Raw genomic sequence first — 18,778 nt, forward strand, 5'->3', positions numbered from 1 at the left:
CAGGGAAAATTCACAGTTTATGTATCGACGATTTTTCATTCATCGATGTTATGAGTAGAGAAAGCCCGACATGCGGGTCAGCACCGATTATCTCACATAGCTCGATGAACTCTACTAACTCAATTTTGCGCCGGGCTTGTTCAATCTTTCCCAAAATAGAATGGTGTCTACCCCATCTTTCCGAGACCTCTCGCAAAGACAAAGATTGCTCTTCACGTCGTGCTTTTAACCACAACCTGAGCTTATCGTAATGTGAGGAGTATACTGACGTTTTCATTGTCTCGATGATAGAGACAAAGTAGACTGTCGCGAATTTCGAGACGAGAGCTAAGCATTTGAGAAGTACATTATGCCTAAAAAATTATATAACATTGATTTTTATAAATTTATCGAATCTCTTGATTTGCCTTCTTTTACAGTAACTGACGTAACGAGATATCTTTTCGAAACATATTCGAAAGAGTTTGATAATAAGAAAAATGCCACGCAGTTCGTCTATAGGCACTTAAAACGACTTTCAAAGGAAGGAATAATTTCAGCTATTCAGGGAGAGAGTGGCAAAGCGATCGTTTTTCGTTGGTGTACTGAGTCCTCAGAAGATTCAGAGTTGGTTCATCGAACTGAGATCTATGGAAATAAAACTAGTGACCTCATAGTTTCAAAGCTACAAGAAAAGATACGACGTTATAAAACGGAAATGCTGATGAGCGTAGGTGAGACAGAAGCGTATTCAGAGTGGGTGCAAGAAATGCCTGATTTTGCAGAGTACGTCAAACCCCACTATCAGAATACAAGAGAGCAAGCGAAACTCATGCTGGGAAAAGTAAAGGGCTTTGAACGTTTACTCGCTGAGCATGAAGCCCGATTGTCATGATGCTAAGAAACTGGCAGCAAAGAGCCATTAACGCCGCTCTAGAAAAATTTGAGTCACCCTTTTCTCATTTTTTATGTCTTGCAACGCCTGGTGCCGGAAAAACTGTCATGGCATCTGCCCTCGCTGACATCCTCCTAAAGCAAGATAAGATTGATCTCGTATTATGCTTTTCTCCTTCGACTGTTGTAGCAAATGACTTCAGAACTGAGCTTGAAGCCATTACTGGAAAACGCTTCTGTGGACGAATAGGCGCAATAGGTTCATCACTTACTTATCAAAGCATGAGGCATCTGGATGATACATTTTGGCATTTATTGAGTACCTACCGAGTGTTTGTAATTTTTGATGAAATACATCACTGTTCAGGTAGTCAGATTGAAAATGCCAATGCTTGGGGAGCTAAAATTCTGAAGCATATTCAAGGGAGAGCAATTTACACTATTGCTTTAACTGGTACTCCTTGGAGAAGCGACACTATTCCGATCGCGCTGGCGAATTATGTGGGTGAGAACAACCAAATACAGGTTGATCACAGTTATGACCTAAAGCAAGCCATCAATGATGGCGTCTGTCGCGTTCCACATCTCACTCTATTAGACAACGAGCTTATTACTGTCATTGAGGATGATAATAAAAAGCACTTTAATTCGATAACGAAATTTCTTAAGAATAGCACCCTACCTTACTCAGAATTCACTTCCCACGATGAGGTGTTACGACAAATCCTAAAGCGTGGGATTGTTCGGTTAAACGAACAACGTCTAACTGCTTCAGATGCAGGAGGCTTAATTGTCGCGGCGTCGATTTCTCATGCTAAAAAAATCCAATCTTTGCTTCTTGCACTGGGTGAATATAGCGAAGTGGTTACCTACAAAGAAAGTGAGCCTGAACGACTAATTCAAAATTTCAAACGAAGTAAAAAAAAATGGATTATATCGATTGGCATGATCAGCGAAGGAACTAATATTCCCCGCTTAAGGGTCTGTTGCTATCTTTCATTGGTAACAACTGAACTCTACTTCAGGCAAGTATTGGGACGAGTTTTAAGGGCACAACCTAATGATACAGGTATGGGCTATTTTATTTCCTTGGCACACCCACGCTTGCTTGAATTTGCAAGTCGAGTTTCTGAAGAAGTACCACATTGTGCCGTCATTAAAACTTCAGAAACAAATGAGATAAATAGTACGGAGTTTCCAAAATTAAACATGGTAAATGGTACTTCTTCTCGAGGCGTCAACTCACATATTATAACAACAGCCTTCGCAGATAAGGAAATAGAAGAGAATCCTCTCTACAACCCTCTCCCTAGATGGTATGGATCGACGATCGACTCATTTGGTCGCTTCCGGAAAAAAATATTCATGTTGTAAAATTAATCAATACACTCTTTAGGTTCTAAAAAGTCGATGAAAGTAAAAGCTGGGAAGTCAAATAAGCCGATAGCAAAAGACCATTTTATTGCCTCAAATTACTTCGAATGATTAGGCTGGTATTTAAGTTGCCATGCAATTTGACGGCTACTTGCATCAGGTTCCTGTGCAAGTAACACCACTTCGCGTTTGACTTCTGGGGAATGCTTCCTTCGTTTGGTGATAGACACTCCTTACAGGCATAATTTGCCTCCTTATGGATGTATACGTAAAGTCTGGATAGAACCCGTTATTCGCGAAACATTCATTGGGTTTCAGAAATTTCTGTATCAAAAAGACAATATTTGAGCTTGAGTGGGTGTATCTACAGGATTTACAATATTGCAGTGTTCCTGTCTCTACTTGTGAATTGTTAGGAGTTTTTTTCATTGCCAGCCAAACCAAAAATAACTGAGGAAATGCAGTTTAGGATCGAAAAGATGCTTTGGGACTGGGAAGGTAGGCTGACTTGGGCACTATTGACTCAAAAGATAAAGATTGAATTAGGCTTAAAAATAACCAGGCAGACACTTGAAGACTATAAAGGCATTTATAATGCTTACAGAACAAAAAAGAAAAGCTTGAGAGGGGCTACACCCCAAATAGAGAAAGCTATTACAAAAAAAGATGTCGATTTAGTTTTACAAGTTAAGAAGCTTCAGGCTGATGTTGAAATCAGGAATAAAATCATCAATGAACAAAAAAGGTTTCTTCAGCGAATTCTTCAGAATGCTGCAGAAATACCTGCTTTTAAAGGAAATATAGATTTGCTTATCGCAGAGAGACCCGAGGACAAACTGTGACACTTTCAAACAATCAAAAGAAATTACAAAAAAAATTGAGAGGTCTTACGGGCAAAGCTGTTCAAGATTTCAATATGATTGAGCATGGAGACAAGGTACTTTGTGCTGTCAGTGGTGGAAAGGATTCATTCGTATTACTAGATATATTGATTCATCTAAGAAAAGTCGCGCCAATTGACTTCGAGGTGGTTGCTGTAAACCTTGATCAGAAGCAACCAGGTTTCCCAGAACACATTCTGCCAAATTATTTTGAATCAAAGGATATCGATTACTATATCATAGATAAAGACACTTACTCGATTGTTAGAGAAAAGGTACCAGAAGGAAAAACAACCTGCTCGCTTTGCTCGAGATTAAGACGAGGTTCTCTATACACTTTCGCTGAAGAAATCGGCGCAACTAAAATTGCTTTGGGTCATCACATGGATGATATTGTTGAAACATTATTCCTTAACATGTTCAACAATGGAAAGATGAAGGCAATGCCTCCAAAACTGCTCAGTGACGATAAACGCAATATAGTAATCCGCCCTCTCTCTTACTGTCGCGAAAAAGACATCGCAAAGTATGCTGAAATCTGTCGCTTTCCCATTATTCCTTGCAACTTATGCGGTTCACAAGAAAATCTTCAAAGGAAAATGATTAAAGGGTTGCTCACTGACTGGGATAGATCAAGCCCCGGAAGAATTGAAAATATATTTAACAGCATTTGTGATGTGAGCCCCAGCCAATTGGCCGATAACAGTATTTTCAATTTTGAAGACTTAAAGATTGTTAGAGAGGGACCTCGTCAAGAGTATGAGCACAGTGGCCCAACCATTTCATCCACAAACCTTATTGATGTAGCAATAAGTTATGAAGCTTAAGTTAGGACCTCTCTAATGCAGTATCAAAATAAGCTGGTTTATGCTCCCGGCTTTGACTGGACATCAGCCTATCGTGGACTGTTATTAAATACAGAGTTAATAATTTTCATTTGGCACATTTACAAAGTCTTGGTCAATTTTTGTAAAGCTTCATCATTGCTATTAAGCAGATATCTGAGGGCTGCACTAACGTTTGTATACAAAAGCTATATATTGTGTAAAGCATCCGACCTTCCACTTAAATATTTTAGCAATATTAAACAATGGGTTACAATATCTACACCTCTTCAATTCGAGGGACATTATTTAATAGAAGGCAAAGACAGCTATACCTTGCTGGATATCCTGCTATTTTTACGCAAAATTGCACCGGTCAATTTCGATATCGTCGCGGTTAACCTCGACCAGAAGCAGCCCGGCTTTCCGGAGCATGTGTTACCTGAATACCTGAATTCTCTGGGTATTGACTACAAAATTGTAGAAGAAGACACCTATTCCATTGTTAAAGATAAAATCCCTGAAGGGAAAACCACCTGTTCACTGTGTTCAAGATTAAGACGCGGGATCCTGTACCGTACTGCAAAGGAACTCGGCGCAACCAAAATAGCCCTCGGTCATCATCGTGATGATATGCTGGAAACATTGTTTCTGAACATGTTCCATGGCGGAAAGCTAAAAGCCATGCCCCCCAAACTGGTAAGTGATAACGGTGAACACATTGTTATTCGCCCGCTGGCTTATTGCAGTGAGAAAGACATTCAGAAATACGCTGACGCCACTGAGTTCCCGATCATCCCCTGTAATCTTTGCGGTTCTCAGGAGAATCTGCAAAGACAGAATATTAAAATGATGCTGCAGGACTGGAATAAGCGTTTTCCGGGTCGCATTGAGTCTATGTTCCGTGCAATTCAGAACGTTGCCCCATCACACCTCGCTGATGGCAATTTGTATGATTTTAAAGGGATCAAGGCCACAGGCGCACCGGTAGAAGACGGTGATACAGCCTTCGACAAGCCGGATTTTACCAGTGCGGTCAGTGATGATGCACAATCCCCTGTTCAAATTGTTAATCTGACGGAATAAACCATGAAAATCGGACTCGCACTCGGTGCCGGCGCTGCTAGGGGCTGGACACATATTGGCATCATTGAAGCACTTGAACGTCTGGGCGTTAAGATAGATGTGGTTGCGGGTTGCTCGATAGGTGCTTATGTGGGCGCAGCCTATGCAAGTGGTAAGCTTGAGCCCCTCAAAGAGTGGGCTTGCTCGTTAACAGAATGGCAAATCCTGTCTTTAATGGGTGTTGGCATCCGCAAAGGAGGCATTGCCAGCGGACAAAAAGTGTTTACCAAACTGGCGGAAGAATTTTGCGCCCCGTCTTTTGAAGAGATGAATAAACCCTTTGCTGTGGTTGCCACGGATTTATACTCCGGCCGCGAAGTCATGTTCAACCAGGGGCCCGTTGATAATTGTATCCAGGCATCCTGCGCAATTCCTGCCCTGTTCAGTCCGGTTGAATATAATGGCCGGTGGCTGGTGGATGGTGCTGTCGTCAATCCTGTACCTGTAAACCTTTGCCGTCAACTGGGCGCAGATTTTGTGATTGCGGTGAATCTCAACGCTGATTTCAAGCCTCAGCGCCTGGAAAGACCAGCCGCAGAACATGAAAAAATCCAGAAAAAAACCGACGACTTTTTCTCTAAAGGTTCAAATATTGTCAGGCAGTGGTTTTCACCGGAATCCAGGTCCGACAAACCGGAACCGCCCGGGATCCTGAGTGTCATGAGCAGTTCTCTGGAAATACTGCAAGCCCGCGTGACCCGCTCCAGACTGGCCGGAGATCCGCCTGACGTACTGATAGAACCTCATCTGTCAGATGTAGGACTGATGGAATTTCACCGTGCAGGTGAATTATGTCTGGAAGGGGAAAAAACAGTTAACCGGCTGGCCGAAGAAATTAAATATCAGTTGGTTATTGAAGATAATATCGAAGAAAACACGACAATCGGCACCGCTTCATAGGAAGCGGCTCCTTTACTTTTTCTGCTCTCCGTCTCAGCGCACGGCTTTAGCTGTGATCCTCAATGGCACATCCGGCAGAGTCAGGCCTTTACTTTGTTCTATCCAGTCAGCAGGTAACGTCACGATGCCCATATTGATTGAAGGCGCATTTTTAAGAGGCATACTGATGTTATCATCGGCAAACTGTATATTCAGCCCGTCGACAGTAGGCATCATGAATGACAAAAAACTGCCCATAGCATTGAAGAATGATTTGTATTGCCCGAGCAGAAATACCAGTTCTTCTTTCGTGTAGGTTTTGGAAAGATAAGCCGGCTTTGTCTCGAGCTGAACGGACATATCACACAGGTTCGCCGCTTCCGCCAAATCAATTTCAACCACTGCTTCTGCCATTTTCAGGATCTTGTCATCAGGGACGGTGAATCGGTTTTCCGGCGAAACAGTGAGTGGCATCACCTGTTTTTCTGTGATGATTTTCGCATCGTTAATACCACACAGATACCCTTCCCCTACGCGCACAAAACCAAATGCAAACTGCAGAGCTTGAGTATCTTCACCATCGAGCTTTTTAACATGACTATAGAAACGGCTGTACTCCACCTGAATGGTTTCAGCCGACACCTGAAACATGTTCAGACAAAGAAAGCTTGCTGCCAGTAAAGCCTTTTTCACTACATATAATCCTTGTTATAACGGATCATCGCCTGTAGTTCCTCAACATAAGCGACCCCGCGTTCCGAGTAATTCATCAGTCCTTCAGCCAGCGCAACGCCGGTAACAGGAAGCTGATTGCTGCGCAGTGTATTTCGAATATCGCGCAGTTCTTTGTAGGCATAGTGGCGGTTTATGTTTCGCATATAGGTATAAGTGGCTTTCGACAGATTCGGGAACCTGGCCACTTCATGATCGAGTCCGTCACTTCGCCGTGACGGGACAAAACCGCATCCTTTTCTGAAACACCACAGTCCGAAGAAGTTATATCCTTCAGTAGCAAAGCGGCTGGTTCCCCATGCAGATTCATTTGCTGCCTGAGCAAGAACCAGTGATACCGGTAAAATATCTACACGGCGCATCAGTACCTGAAGTTGATCTGTTAAATCTGCGCCTTCGCCCACTTTGTACTCATTGACCAGCCACGCTATGCGGTTGGTGTCGTCTTCACTTAACGTTTCACCTAACGATAACTGTCGCTGCAATGTTTGAATATAATGTCGCAGAGACAGAAGATATTCGTTTTGTTTCTCGACTTCAGGCTTCAGATACGAGAAGAAAGCTTCCTTCTTATCCTGCACATTTTCAATCTCTTTGAAGTCCGGTACCGGCTTTCTTGCCTGTTCTGTCACCGGAATGTCCAGAATATCAGGCTCCCGTGAGGACATGATCCAGGCATTGATAACAATTACCAGTAATACGGCAACCGTGATCAGTACAATTTTCATGGTTTCTCTTTTATGCATCGAACGTCGACTCCTGCCCCGCTGATTCGTTAACCTGATGATTTTCCGCAGTATCAAACAGTGTGGTATACAGCATACCAGTCACCACGAAATATAGCGGCATAATCACTAAAAAGGCTAACCCGAATGTAAAAATGCTTAACAGGAACAGTACGAGAAAAATAACAAAAAGAACAATAAACGATAGTATAAATTGATTCACTGCTTTGCAGGATGTGATGATGGCCTGCAATACCCCCAGCTTCTTATCTGCAATCAGAGGTAAGGTAAATGTGGTGGCTACGAAGAGGTACAAACCGGGCAGGATGAGCACAGTCAGCCCTATTTGTACCAGAATTGTGACCAGAAGCTGTGCCAGAGCCAGCGGCAAAACCCAGGATAAATAACGAAATACATCACTGGTTTTAATTTTGTTACCCCTGGCGATATTAATTCCCATCAGTGACAACCCGGCTGACAACGGCGCAACAATCAGGATCATCGCGATATCAAGAATACCCTGTTGTTCAGCGGGCATTGCAGTAAGTTGCTCTATGGGATAAATGCCGGAGATCACCATGGCAAACGCAAACACGACCAGTATGATAAGCGCGCACGCCTGAAAAATCGGCCAGAAGTTACTTTTCAGCAGGTTTACTGATGTGGAGGCCAGCTTTCTGAAATCAAATAACCCTTTGCCGTTCAGCAGGTTAAAACGGTCATTGTACAAGGCTTTTTTGTTGTCAGGTTGCATATCAGGCACTCAGATACTTCTTTAATTCAATAAGTTGTGGCGATTATACCCCAATGGGCCAGATTGCCTACTACGCTAAGACTAACTTCACAGCCAGCCCGATGAGTAAAACGCCCATGGCCCGGTCGAGCCAGTAGCCTTTTGACCGGATAGCGCCTGCAACACGACTGGTGCTGAGCAAATAGGAAAGCAGACAAAACCACGCCCCCGTCGCGAAAGACAGGTAAAGCCCGTACATTAACCGGATATCTGATGGTGTTTGTGAGTCAATGATGACAGTGAACAGTGACAGGAAAAATAAAGTGGCCTTAGGGTTAAGGCCATTGGTAAGAAAACCCTGAATGAACGCTTTTTTAGCGCTGATAGCCGGTTGTTTAGCGGCGATTTCAGCACCTGCTTCATTGTTTGTCTGTGCAGGGCCGCTTCTTAGCGCTCCCGAAGCGAGATATAACAGGTAGGCTGCGGCAATATAGGTAAACGCGGTATACAGCCAGGGGGTGGTTTTCAGAAGTACGCTAATTCCGACGAGTGAGTAAGCCACATGGACCAGAATTGCCACGCCAATCCCCACACTGGTAAACATGGCTGTCCTGCGACCATAAGCAACACTGTTACGCACCACTACAGCAAAATCAGGCCCCGGGCTGGCTACTGCCAGCAGGTGTACCAGAGCGATAGTAATAAATTCATCAAAATACGGCGACATTTACAACATGGCGGTCAGTGATAACTCTTCAAGCAGACTGTCGACAAAGTTAGGAACAACTTTAGACGCCGGGCCGTGGTATGACTCATCGAACATGTCGCAGCGATCACTGGGTTGAAGATTCAGCTCCACAGTTCTGGCTCCGCTGTCCTTCGCAACCTGCACAAAGCCGGCTGCCGGATAAACCTGACCTGATGTCCCCACTGAGATAAACAAATCCGCTTTAGTCAAAGCCAGGATTATATCATCCATTTGCAGCGGCATCTCACCAAACCACACAATGTCAGGACGAAGACCTGCAGAAGGTGTGCAACACGGGCAAGGGGTTTGATCATCAAAAGACTCATCCCGGGAGTGAGACTGGCCGGAACCAGTACAACGGGCTGAGAGTAACTTTCCGTGCATGTGAATCATGCGCTGACTGCCGGCTCGCTCGTGAAGGTCGTCCACGTTCTGGGTTACAAGCAGAAAGTCTTTACCAAGCTGCTTTTCAAGTCTGGCCAGTGCACTGTGTGCAGCATTAGGTAACACACCGGGTTCCTGCAATTGTGCCCGCCGTGCATTATAAAAGCGGTAAACCAGTTCAGGATTTGCAGCAAACGCCTCAGGTGTCGCAACATCCTCAACTTTATGGTTTTCCCATAAGCCATTGCTGTCGCGGAATGTCTTCAAACCGGATTCCGCTGAAATACCTGCCCCGGTTAACACGACGACACGTGGTTTATTGCTCATCATTTAACCTCCACAGGAAAGTGTGAATTAGCTCCCCACTCTGCCCATGCGCCATCATAAACGGATACGTCTGTGGCACCACATAACAGAGCGGCCATGCCGGTAATACATGCTGTAACACCGGAGCCACAACTGCAGATGATTGGTTTATCAAGGTCGATCCCTTTGTCTGCAAAAATCTGTTTGAGTGCTTCCGGTGATTTAAAACATCCGTTGTCTAATACACATTGAAAAGGCAAATTAAACGCGCCGGGCATGTGACCCCGACGTAGTCCTTGTCTGGGCTCTTCTACTTCGCCATAAAAGCGGGCTTCGCTTCTGGCGTCGATAATCTGGATATCTTGTGAAAGTGCGTTGCTGACTTCTTCAGCATTAACAAACCATTTGCGGACAGGCGAAGACGGATTGTAAAGTGCATTCCCGCTTTGCGGGGCCGCTCCGGAATCAGGATAGCCCGCTGCTTGCCAGGCTGGCCAGCCGCCGTCTAATACAGTCACTTTATCATGGCCGGCTGCTTTTAGCATCCACCAAAGCCGTGGTGCCGTAAACATGCCACGATTATCATAAACCACAACATCACTATTTTCGGTAATGCCTAAGCTTCCCAGTAATACCGCCAGCGCATCAGGAGAAAGATTTGTATGCGGCAAATCTCCTGAATGGTCACTGCCTTCTTCATCAATATTAATATCAAGGGCGCCGGGTATAATTTGTGAACCGGAAATATCAGCAGTACCGTTTACAGGATCCGACATAATGGCACGGAGTACGCAAGTGGCATTTTCATCAAGAGTTTGCCGAAGTGTACCGGCTGAGATTAAGAATCGATTCATTACGTCCCTGCTTAGAACGGCTGTAAATAAAACTGCACGATTCAATCACTATACGAAGATTCATCCTAAAAATACAGCCAATTATCGTCACAAATTTGAAAATTTAGTGATTTAAGCTATGGATGGTTGATTAAAAATTGAGATCATTAAGAAATGGTGCCCGGGGCCGGACTTGAACCGGCACGCTGTTACCAGCGAGGGATTTTAAATCCCTTGTGTCTACCAATTTCACCACCCGGGCCTGGGTTGTCTTTCGACTGGTACAGGTTGGAACCTGTTATCGCTGCTGCGATGATGGAGGCGGAACCCGGAGTCGAACCGAGATCCACGGATTTGCAATCCGCTGCATAGCCATTCTGCCATTCCGCCAATTTGGAGCGGGAAACGAGATTCGAACTCGCGACCCCGACCTTGGCAAGGTCGTGCTCTACCAACTGAGCTATTCCCGCATATTTGCGTTCCTGCCGCTGATTAAGTCTGTATCTCCGAAACTTGCCAAGCTTGGCAATCACTTCGTGACGAGGTACATGCTCTACCAACTGAGCTATTCCCGCATAAGCATTTCTGCTGCTGTTTCAGTTCGCTGCTGCTCTCTGAAACGTGGGGTGCATTCTACCTGCACGGACAAAACTGTCAACAGCAAAAACCATCAAAATACACCTAAATACTTAATTTGCTGTCTGTTTGCTTTTTTTTTATTCGTATTGCACAACATCCAGCCAACCCTTATGGCTTATGACGTCCGGAGATATGCTTCCAGGCCGCGCCGGTATACACAAGCATGGACCAGACAGACAAAACTGCCGCTATATAAAGCAGAATATGCCCCAGTGTTACCCAATAAATGGGGAAGCCCATAAACGTTTCGAGGCCTGATAACAATCCGATTAATGCCAGCATCTGCGCCATGGTTTTCGCTTTACCGATAAAGCTGACTTTTACCGTATCGCTGTACCCCCGCTGTGCCATCCATTCACGTAATGCTGAAATATAAATTTCTCGCACCATTAAAGCGATAGCCGGAAGCGTGATCCACAAAGAACCATAGGTATGGGTAATCATGATCAGTGCCGTTGCAACAATGAGTTTATCCGCCACAGGGTCAAGGAAAGCACCGAACGGTGTTGACTGTTTCAGCTTTCTTGCCAGATAACCGTCAAACCAGTCAGTTATGGCTGCGAGCCAGAATACAAAGGCACCAGCCTCTTTTGCCCAGCGCCAGTCAAGAAAATACACCACCACGAATACAGGAATAAGCACAACACGAAAAAGCGTGATGATATTTGGTACCGTCCACATATTATTACTTCTCAATTTTCATCAATGACATCACACAGGTAAGCATGGTAACACGTCCCTGATTATTCACCTGCTTAAAGATGCAGATGATCGTAAATGGTTTCCGCCAGCTCAGCACTGATCCCGGGGACGTTTGCAATCTCATCTTTGCTGGCTTTTTTCAAACCCTGCAAACCGCCCATGTATTTAAGCAGGCTTTGTCTGCGCCTCGCTCCGATACCGGGAATCGATTCAAGACTGGAGGTCGTTTTAACTTTTTGCCGGCGGTTTCTGTGCCCGGTAATGGCAAACCGGTGAGACTCATCCCTGATATGCTGTATAAGATGTAGCGCAGGTGAGTGACTTTCCATAGGAATGGTTTCATGAGAACCGGCCAGGATAAGCGTCTCCAGTCCGGGTTTCCGGGTTGTGCCTTTCGCCACACCGATAAGCATGGGCTTTTTATCTTCCGGCCAGTCTTCAAAAAATGACTCAGCTTGTGCCAGTTGCCCTTTACCGCCATCAATAAATAGGATGTCAGGAATTTTACTGACCTCTTTAACGTTCTTATAGCGGCGTCTGAGCGCCTGAGCCATCGCGGCGTAGTCGTCACCCGGCGTTATACCTTCAATATTGTACCGGCGATAGTCGCTTTTATGTGGCCCCTCACGGTTAAACACCACACAGGACGCCACGGTTTGCTGACCGGATGTATGACTGATGTCGAAACACTCCATACGCTGTACCGGCGTATCAAGTTCAAGGATATCTTCTAAGTCCAGGTATCTGGCATGCACAGATTTCTGCTGACTGTACTGGGCATCCAGTGCATTTTCAGCATTGGTTTGAGCCAGTTTCAGATACCGGCGCTTTTCTTCCCGTGCACCTTTAAATATCTTAACTTTGCGTTTTGCTTCTTCGCATAACACATCAAGAATACTGTCTTCTTCGGTTAATGCGCGGGGCAACACAATTTGTTTCGGAATAATTTTATTACCTGAAAGATAAAACTGCAGAAAGAACGACTCAAAGATTTCATCTTCACTGGCAGATGCAGGCACTTTAGGGAAATAGGCTTTCGAGCCCAGCAACTGACTGTCGCGGATAAACATAACCTGAATGCACGCCATATTCCCCCGCACTGCGAAGCCGAAAACATCCATTTCATCCTGTGTACCGGACACCCATTGCTGTTCCTGCACTTTACGCAGTACATTTATCTGGTCACGGTAACGTGCAGCAGCTTCGAAATTCAGTTGCTCACTGGCCTTTTCCATTTTATCAACCAGCGTGCCGATGACCTGCTGATTTTTCCCGTTCAGAAATAAGCGCGCAAGCTGGACCTGCTCCTGATATTCCTCATCACTGACATAGCCTTCCACACAAGGGGCGCTGCAACGCTGCATTTGATATTGCAGGCAGGGACGGCTGCGGGCACGGTAATAACTGTCTTCGCACTGTCTCACCGGGAAAATCTTTTGCATGGTACGCAGGCTTTCGCGAACAGCCCATGCACTGGGATAAGGGCCGAAATATTCACCCTTCTTTTTTTGCGGGCCCCGGTGAAAAGACAACCTGGGATGCTCGTGGGCAGAAAGGAAAATAAACGGATAAGACTTATCATCCCGCATCACCACGTTATAACGGGGTTTGTACTTCTTAATGAAGTTATTTTCCAGCAGAAACGCTTCGGTTTCACTGTTCACCACAGTGACGTCCATTGAGGCAATGTTTGCCACCAGAGAACGGGTTTTAGCGTTATCTACGTTCTTGCGGAAATAACTGGATACGCGGTTTTTAAGATTCTTTGCTTTACCGACATAAATCACATCGCCCTGCTCGTTGTACATCCGGTAGACACCGGGCTGACTGGTCAGGTTTTTAAGAAACGCGTTGTGATCAAATGCCGGCATTGAAATTAAAGCAAATTAGAATCGATGAGTTTGTGTCGTAGCGCCAGGTGAGTCAGTTCCACATCAGTGGATACCCCCAGCTTTTCAAACATCCGGTAGCGGTAACTGTTAACAGTTTTCGGGTTAATACAAAGTTCGCTGGCAATTTCAGGTACCTTCTGACCTTTGGTCAGACGCATAGCAATATTCAGCTCACGGGTAGAAAGCGAATCGAAAGGATTGTCGCTTTCCGGAATAATACGCCGCATAGCAATACTTTCAGCGATATCCGCAGGCAGATACTTCTGACCGGAATGTACCTTGTAGATAGCCCTGATCATCTCTTCCGGATCAGCGTCTTTGGTTAAAAATCCGAATGCACCAAGTTGCATAACCTGCGTGGGAATGGGGTGTTCTGTATGCATAGACAAACAAATCACCCGCGTATTCTCAGACATTCGTACAATTTTTTTAGTGGCTTCCAGTCCGCCCATGCCGGGCATATTGACGTCCATCAGGACAATGTCGGGCGCATCAGTTCTGCAATGTTTAACAGCGTCTTCCCCGTTTTTCGACTCGGCTACAACTTTGAAGTCGGATACATCGTCCAGAATACGTCGAATCCCTGTTCTGACCAGTTCATGGTCATCTGCCAGGATAATCTTAATCACGTTTTTTTGCTCACTGAATCATCGTTATTATTGATTTGATTAGCGGTCTGTTTACCACCACGGGCATAATAACATGATATCTGCGGCTGTGAACATGCTGCCGTAAGAAAGGCGATCAAAGCTGTGGTAAATCAAACCACAATGCTTCTGTGTCAGTCCCGGCAGTGAGTTTAAGCATGTCATCCTGATAGACGCCGATGCCGTCACCGGCTGAAAATTCATCACCTTCCAGTGTCAGGTCACCTTTAATCAGATGCAGATAGCCAAGCCGGCTACCTGTTGACAATGTAATGCCCTCACCTTCTTTTAATATTAAGCGGTGTAATGACATATCCTGATGTACCTTTACTGTACCGTCAGCACCGTCCGGTGTCACCAGAGCTGTGAGCGCCCCTTTCTGAGCGATGGTTTTCTGTTCATAACCCGGCGCGATACCTGTTTCTGCAGGCAGCACCCAAATTTGTAAAAAGTGTACTGGATCAGTCTGCGACGCATTGTATTCGGAATGCCGGATCCCTGTACCGGCAGACATGCGTTGAATGTCTCCGGCCGGAATCGTATCACTGTTCCCTGTGCTGTCTTTATGTGCCAGCGCACCACTGGTTACATAAGAAATAATTTCCATATCGCGGTGACCATGAGTATCGAAACCACGTCCCGGCGCGACGTTATCGTCATTTATGACTCTGAGTACCGAAATTCCCATGTGCTCAGCATCATAGTAGCGGCCAAAGGAAAAGGTATGTTTTGATTGCAGCCAGCCAAAATCAGCTTTGCCTCTGGCATCTGCTCTGCGAATGTAACGCATACTAATACTCCGGAAAAATTGGACAGGCTTAGTGTAGTCCTGTTAACCAGGATTAATACTCCATTATCTACAACGAAATGTTCTATTTATTAGAACTAATGGTGAGCAGCAATTCGCCAACATGCTTTATCACCTCGCTTGAGGTGGCAAAATTAAGCCGGACAAAACCGGGAGCACGGAAGTCGGCCCCGTCATTGGCAGCAATGCCGGTACATTTGAACAGGTACTCAGCGGCACTGCCGGGAGCGACATGATTCAGATAATCGCGAAGATCCAGCCAGAGAAAAAAGGTCGACTGTGGTATGCAGGCGAGTAAAGATGAGTTGTGCAGTAGTCCGGTGAGAAGAGCGCGGTTTTCACTGATCTTTTCTTCCATAGTCTGCAGCCATAAATCGTTAAGCTCGTCGTATGCCAGAACTAATGCCTGTCTTGCCAGTGCGCCTGCAAACAAGTGGGAACGGGTGATCGCTGCGCGGACTGCATCCCGCCATTGCTGATTAAAAACAATGGCGTAGGCTGCCGCCGGAACATGGGCGAGATTGTAGGATTTAGATGGCGATTGCAGCACAATTGTATTGTTTTGATATTCATCCCCGATACTGGTCAGAGAAACAAATTCGTTTCCTTCAGCAATAAAACCGCGGTGAACTTCGTCACAAATTAACGGAATGTTTCTCTGAGTACACCACTCAGCCAGCGCCTCCAGTTCGTCTCGTTGCCAGAGCCGGCCGGTTGGATTATGAGGATTACAGAGCAATACAGCAGATAAGTCATCCGGCAGTGACGATAAATCTATGTGAACATTGCCATCGTTGATATCCAACGTCAGCGGGCAAACTTTGCGTTGTGTTTTTTCTGTCACGGCGAAAAACGGCCCGTAAGAAGGTATGAATATCCCCACCTTATCGCCGGGCCGCGTCAGACATTCCAGGGCAATGCCCATTGCAGCGATAATACTGCAGCAATCTACAATGGAAGATTCATCTATATATTCCCCTCTCCGCCAGTGCCACTGACTGACAGCGGCAGTAACAGCAAGTTGCTGATAACCAAAATGAGAAGACAGGAAGCGGGAAAGACCATGGTTGACCATTTCCGGTGGCGGAAAATCCGTATCCGCCACCCACAGGGGAAATACCGGTTTATCAGATGCGCCATAACGATTTTTTACATCATCAAATTTTAGCGAACCACTGTTAAACCGCTGCTGAAATTCTTGCACTAACTTATCCGTTCAAAGACATTAAATTCAGATAGTGAATGCTGGAATTTTCTCTTCGTTTCTCTTATCACAAAGGGAATATCCTGCGGGGCAGCCACAAGACGGAAATCATCGCCTAAGGTTTGTTCCAGTGCCATCGTCGACGTGAGTGTTTCACCATTCGCGTCTTTATAGCCACCGAGCCAGTTTTCTCTGGCAGTGTATTCTTCTAACCAGGTAAACGGCGATGCAATGATCAGCAATCCTCCCGGATTTAACCGTTCACGAATGCTTTCGAGTAACCGGGCGGGTTCGTAAACACGGTCAATCAGATTGCTCATAAGGATAAGATCATAACCGGTAAACTGGGGCTTCAGGTTACAGGCATCGCCCTGGGCAAAATGCACTCTGTCTTTATTTTCGCTTAGGCCAAGGTCTGCCAGTTTTGCCACTTTAAATTCAGTCAACTCGCCTTCTTCAATCAGGTTGTAACGGATCTCACCGTGTTCCTGCATGGCAAAAGCGGTCTTAATAAAGCGTGCAGAAAAATCGATGCCGTCAACGTGGTCGAAGTACTTAGCCAGCTCAAATGAAGCGCGGCCTGTTGCACAGCCCAAATCTAACGCCCTGGCTTTGGGTTTTGCACCGGTAAACTGCATGGCAAAAGCTACAGATGCGGCCCCAAAATTTGGCACACCGTAATACGTATTGCCATAGTGAAATTCACTGTACTGTGATACCTGCGTGTCACTCTCGTAATCGAGATCGTTCACTTTAATTACCTCGGTAGATTCAACATAACGGAAACCCGCGTGCTGGAAAAAATGACGACGGAAGGCATAACGACTGTGCGCCATGGCTTCATTTCCCGTCGAAATCCATGAACCACCTTTAAATAAATTGTGCTTATTGTCAAAAGTCGGCGTGGTGAAATCATCATACAGAGGATGCACCTTGAAACCGTCGAAGGGATAGATGGGCGTTTCTGTCCACTGCCACACATTACCCGCCACATCGTAAAAGCCCCCCATTGAGAACAGGTTCACCGGTGCTGATGATGCACCATGATGCAGACCTGTGTTCCACTCTTCGCGCCATAGTGACTCTTTCATCCCTGCGTGTTCACACAAACGCAGCCACTCATCTTCTACCGGTAACTGAATATGCTTGCCTGTTCGCTTTGACAGCCAGTTACAAAAGGCCTTTGCTTCATGGTAATTGACGTCCACAGGCCAGTCTTCCGGCAGCGGAATTTCTGTTGCCAGCGTGCGGTAAACATAGCTATTTCCCTGTTCCCGCCAGAATACAGGGTGCCTGGCGCCGGTATAGGACAGCCATTGCCTGCCCTCCTCTTCCCACAATTGGGGCTGAGCGTAACCACCATCTTTCACAAACGCGAGAAATTCACCGTTACTGACCAGATACTGTGACGCAGAAAAAGGTTTTACTTCTGCACTGTGCTCACCGTATTCGTTGTCCCAGCCATAGTAGTCTGCGTTAAATGCTTTACCTGCTGAGACTATTCCGCCGGGCACGGGAAGCAAAGTATTGTCAGGAGCTTCACCGGACTCCGGATACGGTGCCCATTCCGGTTGGGGTTGTACGAATCGCAGGGGTAACTGGCGGATGAGAACAGAAGACGTTTCAAGGTGAATGCCTTCATGCTCAATGCCCATCAGTACAGGCCACATGGGGCTTTCCCAGTCTATGGGTAATGAAAAATCCATTGTCAGAATTAAGTCGCTGACCAGGCGTCTTACCTGAGCACGGTAGGCAGTGACTTCTTCAACGGCAGGCCAGTCATAGTGAGCATCATTGAGGTCATCCCAACTCATCTCATCGACACCGATGGCAAACAAAGATTCAAAATCAGGATTGATACGGTCATTAATAAGTTTCGCCAGTACCAGTTTATTAATAAAAAAAGTGGCAGTATGACCGTAATAGAAAATAAGCGGATGACGTAATTTTTCCGGCCGCTGATAGTAAGCGTCGTCTGATTTTAATAACGAGAAAAGACTTTCGTAACGGTCAAAAGACTGTTGAAAATAAGCCAAGAATTCTTTTCTTTTTTCTTCAACAGTTCCCTGTTTCAGATGTGGTGTATGAAGAGCGTTCATGAAAACCCCGGATGGTGAATTTTTATTAGGTGTATCTCTGTTATGGTTTCTTTGTTTAGAATCGAGGCCGGTACCTGACAACACTGGCGGGAGCCATCTGATCTTTTGTACAGAAAACAGTAGCAGAATTCCAGACCTTACCGTGGGAATACGGAAAGAGCACCACTGAGATCAATGAATTAAATGTAATGGAATTGTGTGACCGGAAAGTTTCAACCGTTTAAACGGTGCAAAAAGTAAAAAGGCCCGCTTAAAATAAGCGGGCCTTTTAGGAATGTGGCGGAGAGAGAGGGATTCGAACCCCCGGAAGGTTTGACCCTTCGCCTGATTTCAAGTCAGGTGCATTCAGCCGGACTCTGCCATCTCTCCG

18 protein-coding genes, 4 tRNA genes and 1 pseudogene are annotated in these 18,778 nt (G+C 45.6%); 6 read left to right on the forward strand and 17 right to left on the reverse strand.

The annotated features are described in order from the left end of the window. Positions 1 to 10: 10 nt before the first annotated feature. Positions 11 to 277: a helix-turn-helix domain-containing protein gene (locus tag J3369_RS10920; protein ID WP_349586675.1), complete on the reverse strand. Its 267-nt coding sequence runs from the start codon at positions 275 to 277 to the stop codon at positions 11 to 13. A 72-nt stretch (positions 278 to 349) separates the two neighbouring features. On the opposite strand from J3369_RS10920, the gene J3369_RS10925 reads away from it, so the two are divergent. From J3369_RS10925 to rssA, 6 genes and pseudogenes are all read left to right on the forward strand, one after another. Continuing rightward, positions 350 to 874, forward strand: a complete 525-nt coding sequence (locus J3369_RS10925; protein ID WP_349586677.1) for a VspR family transcription factor — start codon at positions 350 to 352, stop codon at positions 872 to 874. Continuing rightward, positions 871 to 2,247, forward strand: a complete 1,377-nt coding sequence (locus tag J3369_RS10930) for a DEAD/DEAH box helicase (protein ID WP_349586679.1) — start codon at positions 871 to 873, stop codon at positions 2,245 to 2,247. Before J3369_RS10925 ends, J3369_RS10930 begins: the two co-directional genes overlap by 4 nt. 428 nt (positions 2,248 to 2,675) lie before the next feature. Further along, a complete protein-coding gene (locus tag J3369_RS10935) occupies positions 2,676 to 3,089 on the forward strand; it encodes a hypothetical protein (protein ID WP_349586682.1) in 414 nt (137 codons plus the stop codon). After that, positions 3,086 to 3,955: a tRNA 2-thiocytidine(32) synthetase TtcA gene (gene ttcA / locus J3369_RS10940; protein WP_349586684.1), complete on the forward strand. Its 870-nt coding sequence runs from the start codon at positions 3,086 to 3,088 to the stop codon at positions 3,953 to 3,955. The genes J3369_RS10935 and ttcA (J3369_RS10940) overlap by 4 nt, the downstream gene beginning before the upstream one ends. 315 nt (positions 3,956 to 4,270) lie before the next feature. Continuing rightward, positions 4,271 to 5,038: pseudogene (gene ttcA, locus J3369_RS10945) on the forward strand (tRNA 2-thiocytidine(32) synthetase TtcA); the annotation flags it as partial. 3 nt (positions 5,039 to 5,041) lie between these two features. Further along, a complete protein-coding gene (rssA, locus tag J3369_RS10950; RefSeq protein WP_119501402.1) occupies positions 5,042 to 5,977 on the forward strand; it encodes a patatin-like phospholipase RssA in 936 nt (311 codons plus the stop codon). A gap of 33 nt (positions 5,978 to 6,010) precedes the next feature. Here rssA and J3369_RS10955 read toward each other — a convergent pair whose 3' ends face one another. From J3369_RS10955 to J3369_RS11030, 16 genes are all read right to left on the reverse strand, one after another. Beyond that, entirely contained in the window at positions 6,011 to 6,649 is a 639-nt protein-coding gene (locus tag J3369_RS10955; RefSeq protein ID WP_349586687.1) for a DUF2987 domain-containing protein, read from the reverse strand. Next, positions 6,649 to 7,434 (reverse strand): glucosaminidase domain-containing protein, encoded by a 786-nt coding sequence (locus J3369_RS10960; RefSeq protein ID WP_349586689.1) that lies wholly within the window; start codon positions 7,432 to 7,434, stop codon positions 6,649 to 6,651. The genes J3369_RS10955 and J3369_RS10960 overlap by 1 nt, the downstream gene beginning before the upstream one ends. Next, complete coding sequence (locus J3369_RS10965; protein ID WP_303574692.1) at positions 7,427 to 8,176, reverse strand: DUF2189 domain-containing protein; 750 nt, start codon at positions 8,174 to 8,176, stop codon at positions 7,427 to 7,429. Before J3369_RS10965 ends, J3369_RS10960 begins: the two co-directional genes overlap by 8 nt. 61 nt (positions 8,177 to 8,237) lie before the next feature. Next, positions 8,238 to 8,873 (reverse strand): LysE family translocator, encoded by a 636-nt coding sequence (locus tag J3369_RS10970; protein ID WP_303574693.1) that lies wholly within the window; start codon positions 8,871 to 8,873, stop codon positions 8,238 to 8,240. Next, entirely contained in the window at positions 8,874 to 9,608 is a 735-nt protein-coding gene (gene cobB, locus J3369_RS10975) for a Sir2 family NAD+-dependent deacetylase (protein WP_349586692.1), read from the reverse strand. Continuing rightward, positions 9,605 to 10,438: a sulfurtransferase gene (locus tag J3369_RS10980; RefSeq protein WP_349586694.1), complete on the reverse strand. Its 834-nt coding sequence runs from the start codon at positions 10,436 to 10,438 to the stop codon at positions 9,605 to 9,607. Before J3369_RS10980 ends, cobB begins: the two co-directional genes overlap by 4 nt. Before the next feature lie 154 nt (positions 10,439 to 10,592). Next, positions 10,593 to 10,679: transfer RNA gene (locus J3369_RS10985), tRNA-Leu, on the reverse strand. A 54-nt stretch (positions 10,680 to 10,733) separates the two neighbouring features. After that, positions 10,734 to 10,807, reverse strand: a tRNA-Cys gene (locus tag J3369_RS10990). Positions 10,808 to 10,811: 4 nt separating this feature from the next. Continuing rightward, positions 10,812 to 10,887 (reverse strand) — tRNA-Gly (locus J3369_RS10995). A gap of 277 nt (positions 10,888 to 11,164) precedes the next feature. Further along, positions 11,165 to 11,737 carry a CDP-diacylglycerol--glycerol-3-phosphate 3-phosphatidyltransferase gene (pgsA, locus tag J3369_RS11000; RefSeq protein WP_349586696.1) on the reverse strand — a complete coding sequence of 191 codons (573 nt, stop codon included), beginning with the start codon at positions 11,735 to 11,737 and terminating at the stop codon, positions 11,165 to 11,167. 74 nt (positions 11,738 to 11,811) lie between these two features. Next, entirely contained in the window at positions 11,812 to 13,629 is a 1,818-nt protein-coding gene (gene uvrC / locus J3369_RS11005; protein ID WP_349586698.1) for an excinuclease ABC subunit UvrC, read from the reverse strand. A 5-nt stretch (positions 13,630 to 13,634) separates the two neighbouring features. Continuing rightward, complete coding sequence (uvrY, locus tag J3369_RS11010) at positions 13,635 to 14,279, reverse strand: UvrY/SirA/GacA family response regulator transcription factor (protein WP_303574697.1); 645 nt, start codon at positions 14,277 to 14,279, stop codon at positions 13,635 to 13,637. A gap of 115 nt (positions 14,280 to 14,394) precedes the next feature. Further along, on the reverse strand, positions 14,395 to 15,087 hold the full coding sequence (locus tag J3369_RS11015; RefSeq protein ID WP_349586701.1) for a pirin family protein: 693 nt from the start codon (positions 15,085 to 15,087) through the stop codon (positions 14,395 to 14,397). An 82-nt stretch (positions 15,088 to 15,169) separates the two neighbouring features. Beyond that, the gene (locus tag J3369_RS11020) at positions 15,170 to 16,309 is read right to left on the reverse strand and encodes an aminotransferase class I/II-fold pyridoxal phosphate-dependent enzyme (RefSeq protein WP_349586703.1); all 1,140 of its coding nucleotides are present in this window, start codon (positions 16,307 to 16,309) and stop codon (positions 15,170 to 15,172) included. Further along, complete coding sequence (gene ovoA, locus J3369_RS11025; RefSeq protein ID WP_349586706.1) at positions 16,309 to 18,408, reverse strand: 5-histidylcysteine sulfoxide synthase; 2,100 nt, start codon at positions 18,406 to 18,408, stop codon at positions 16,309 to 16,311. Before ovoA ends, J3369_RS11020 begins: the two co-directional genes overlap by 1 nt. Positions 18,409 to 18,685: 277 nt before the next feature. Next, a tRNA-Ser gene (locus J3369_RS11030) sits at positions 18,686 to 18,777 on the reverse strand. Between the last annotated feature and the right edge of the window lies 1 nt (position 18,778).

The sequence above is a fragment of the Alteromonas sp. NFXS44 genome (genome assembly GCF_040148705.1).
GTDB lineage: Bacteria > Pseudomonadota > Gammaproteobacteria > Enterobacterales > Alteromonadaceae > Alteromonas.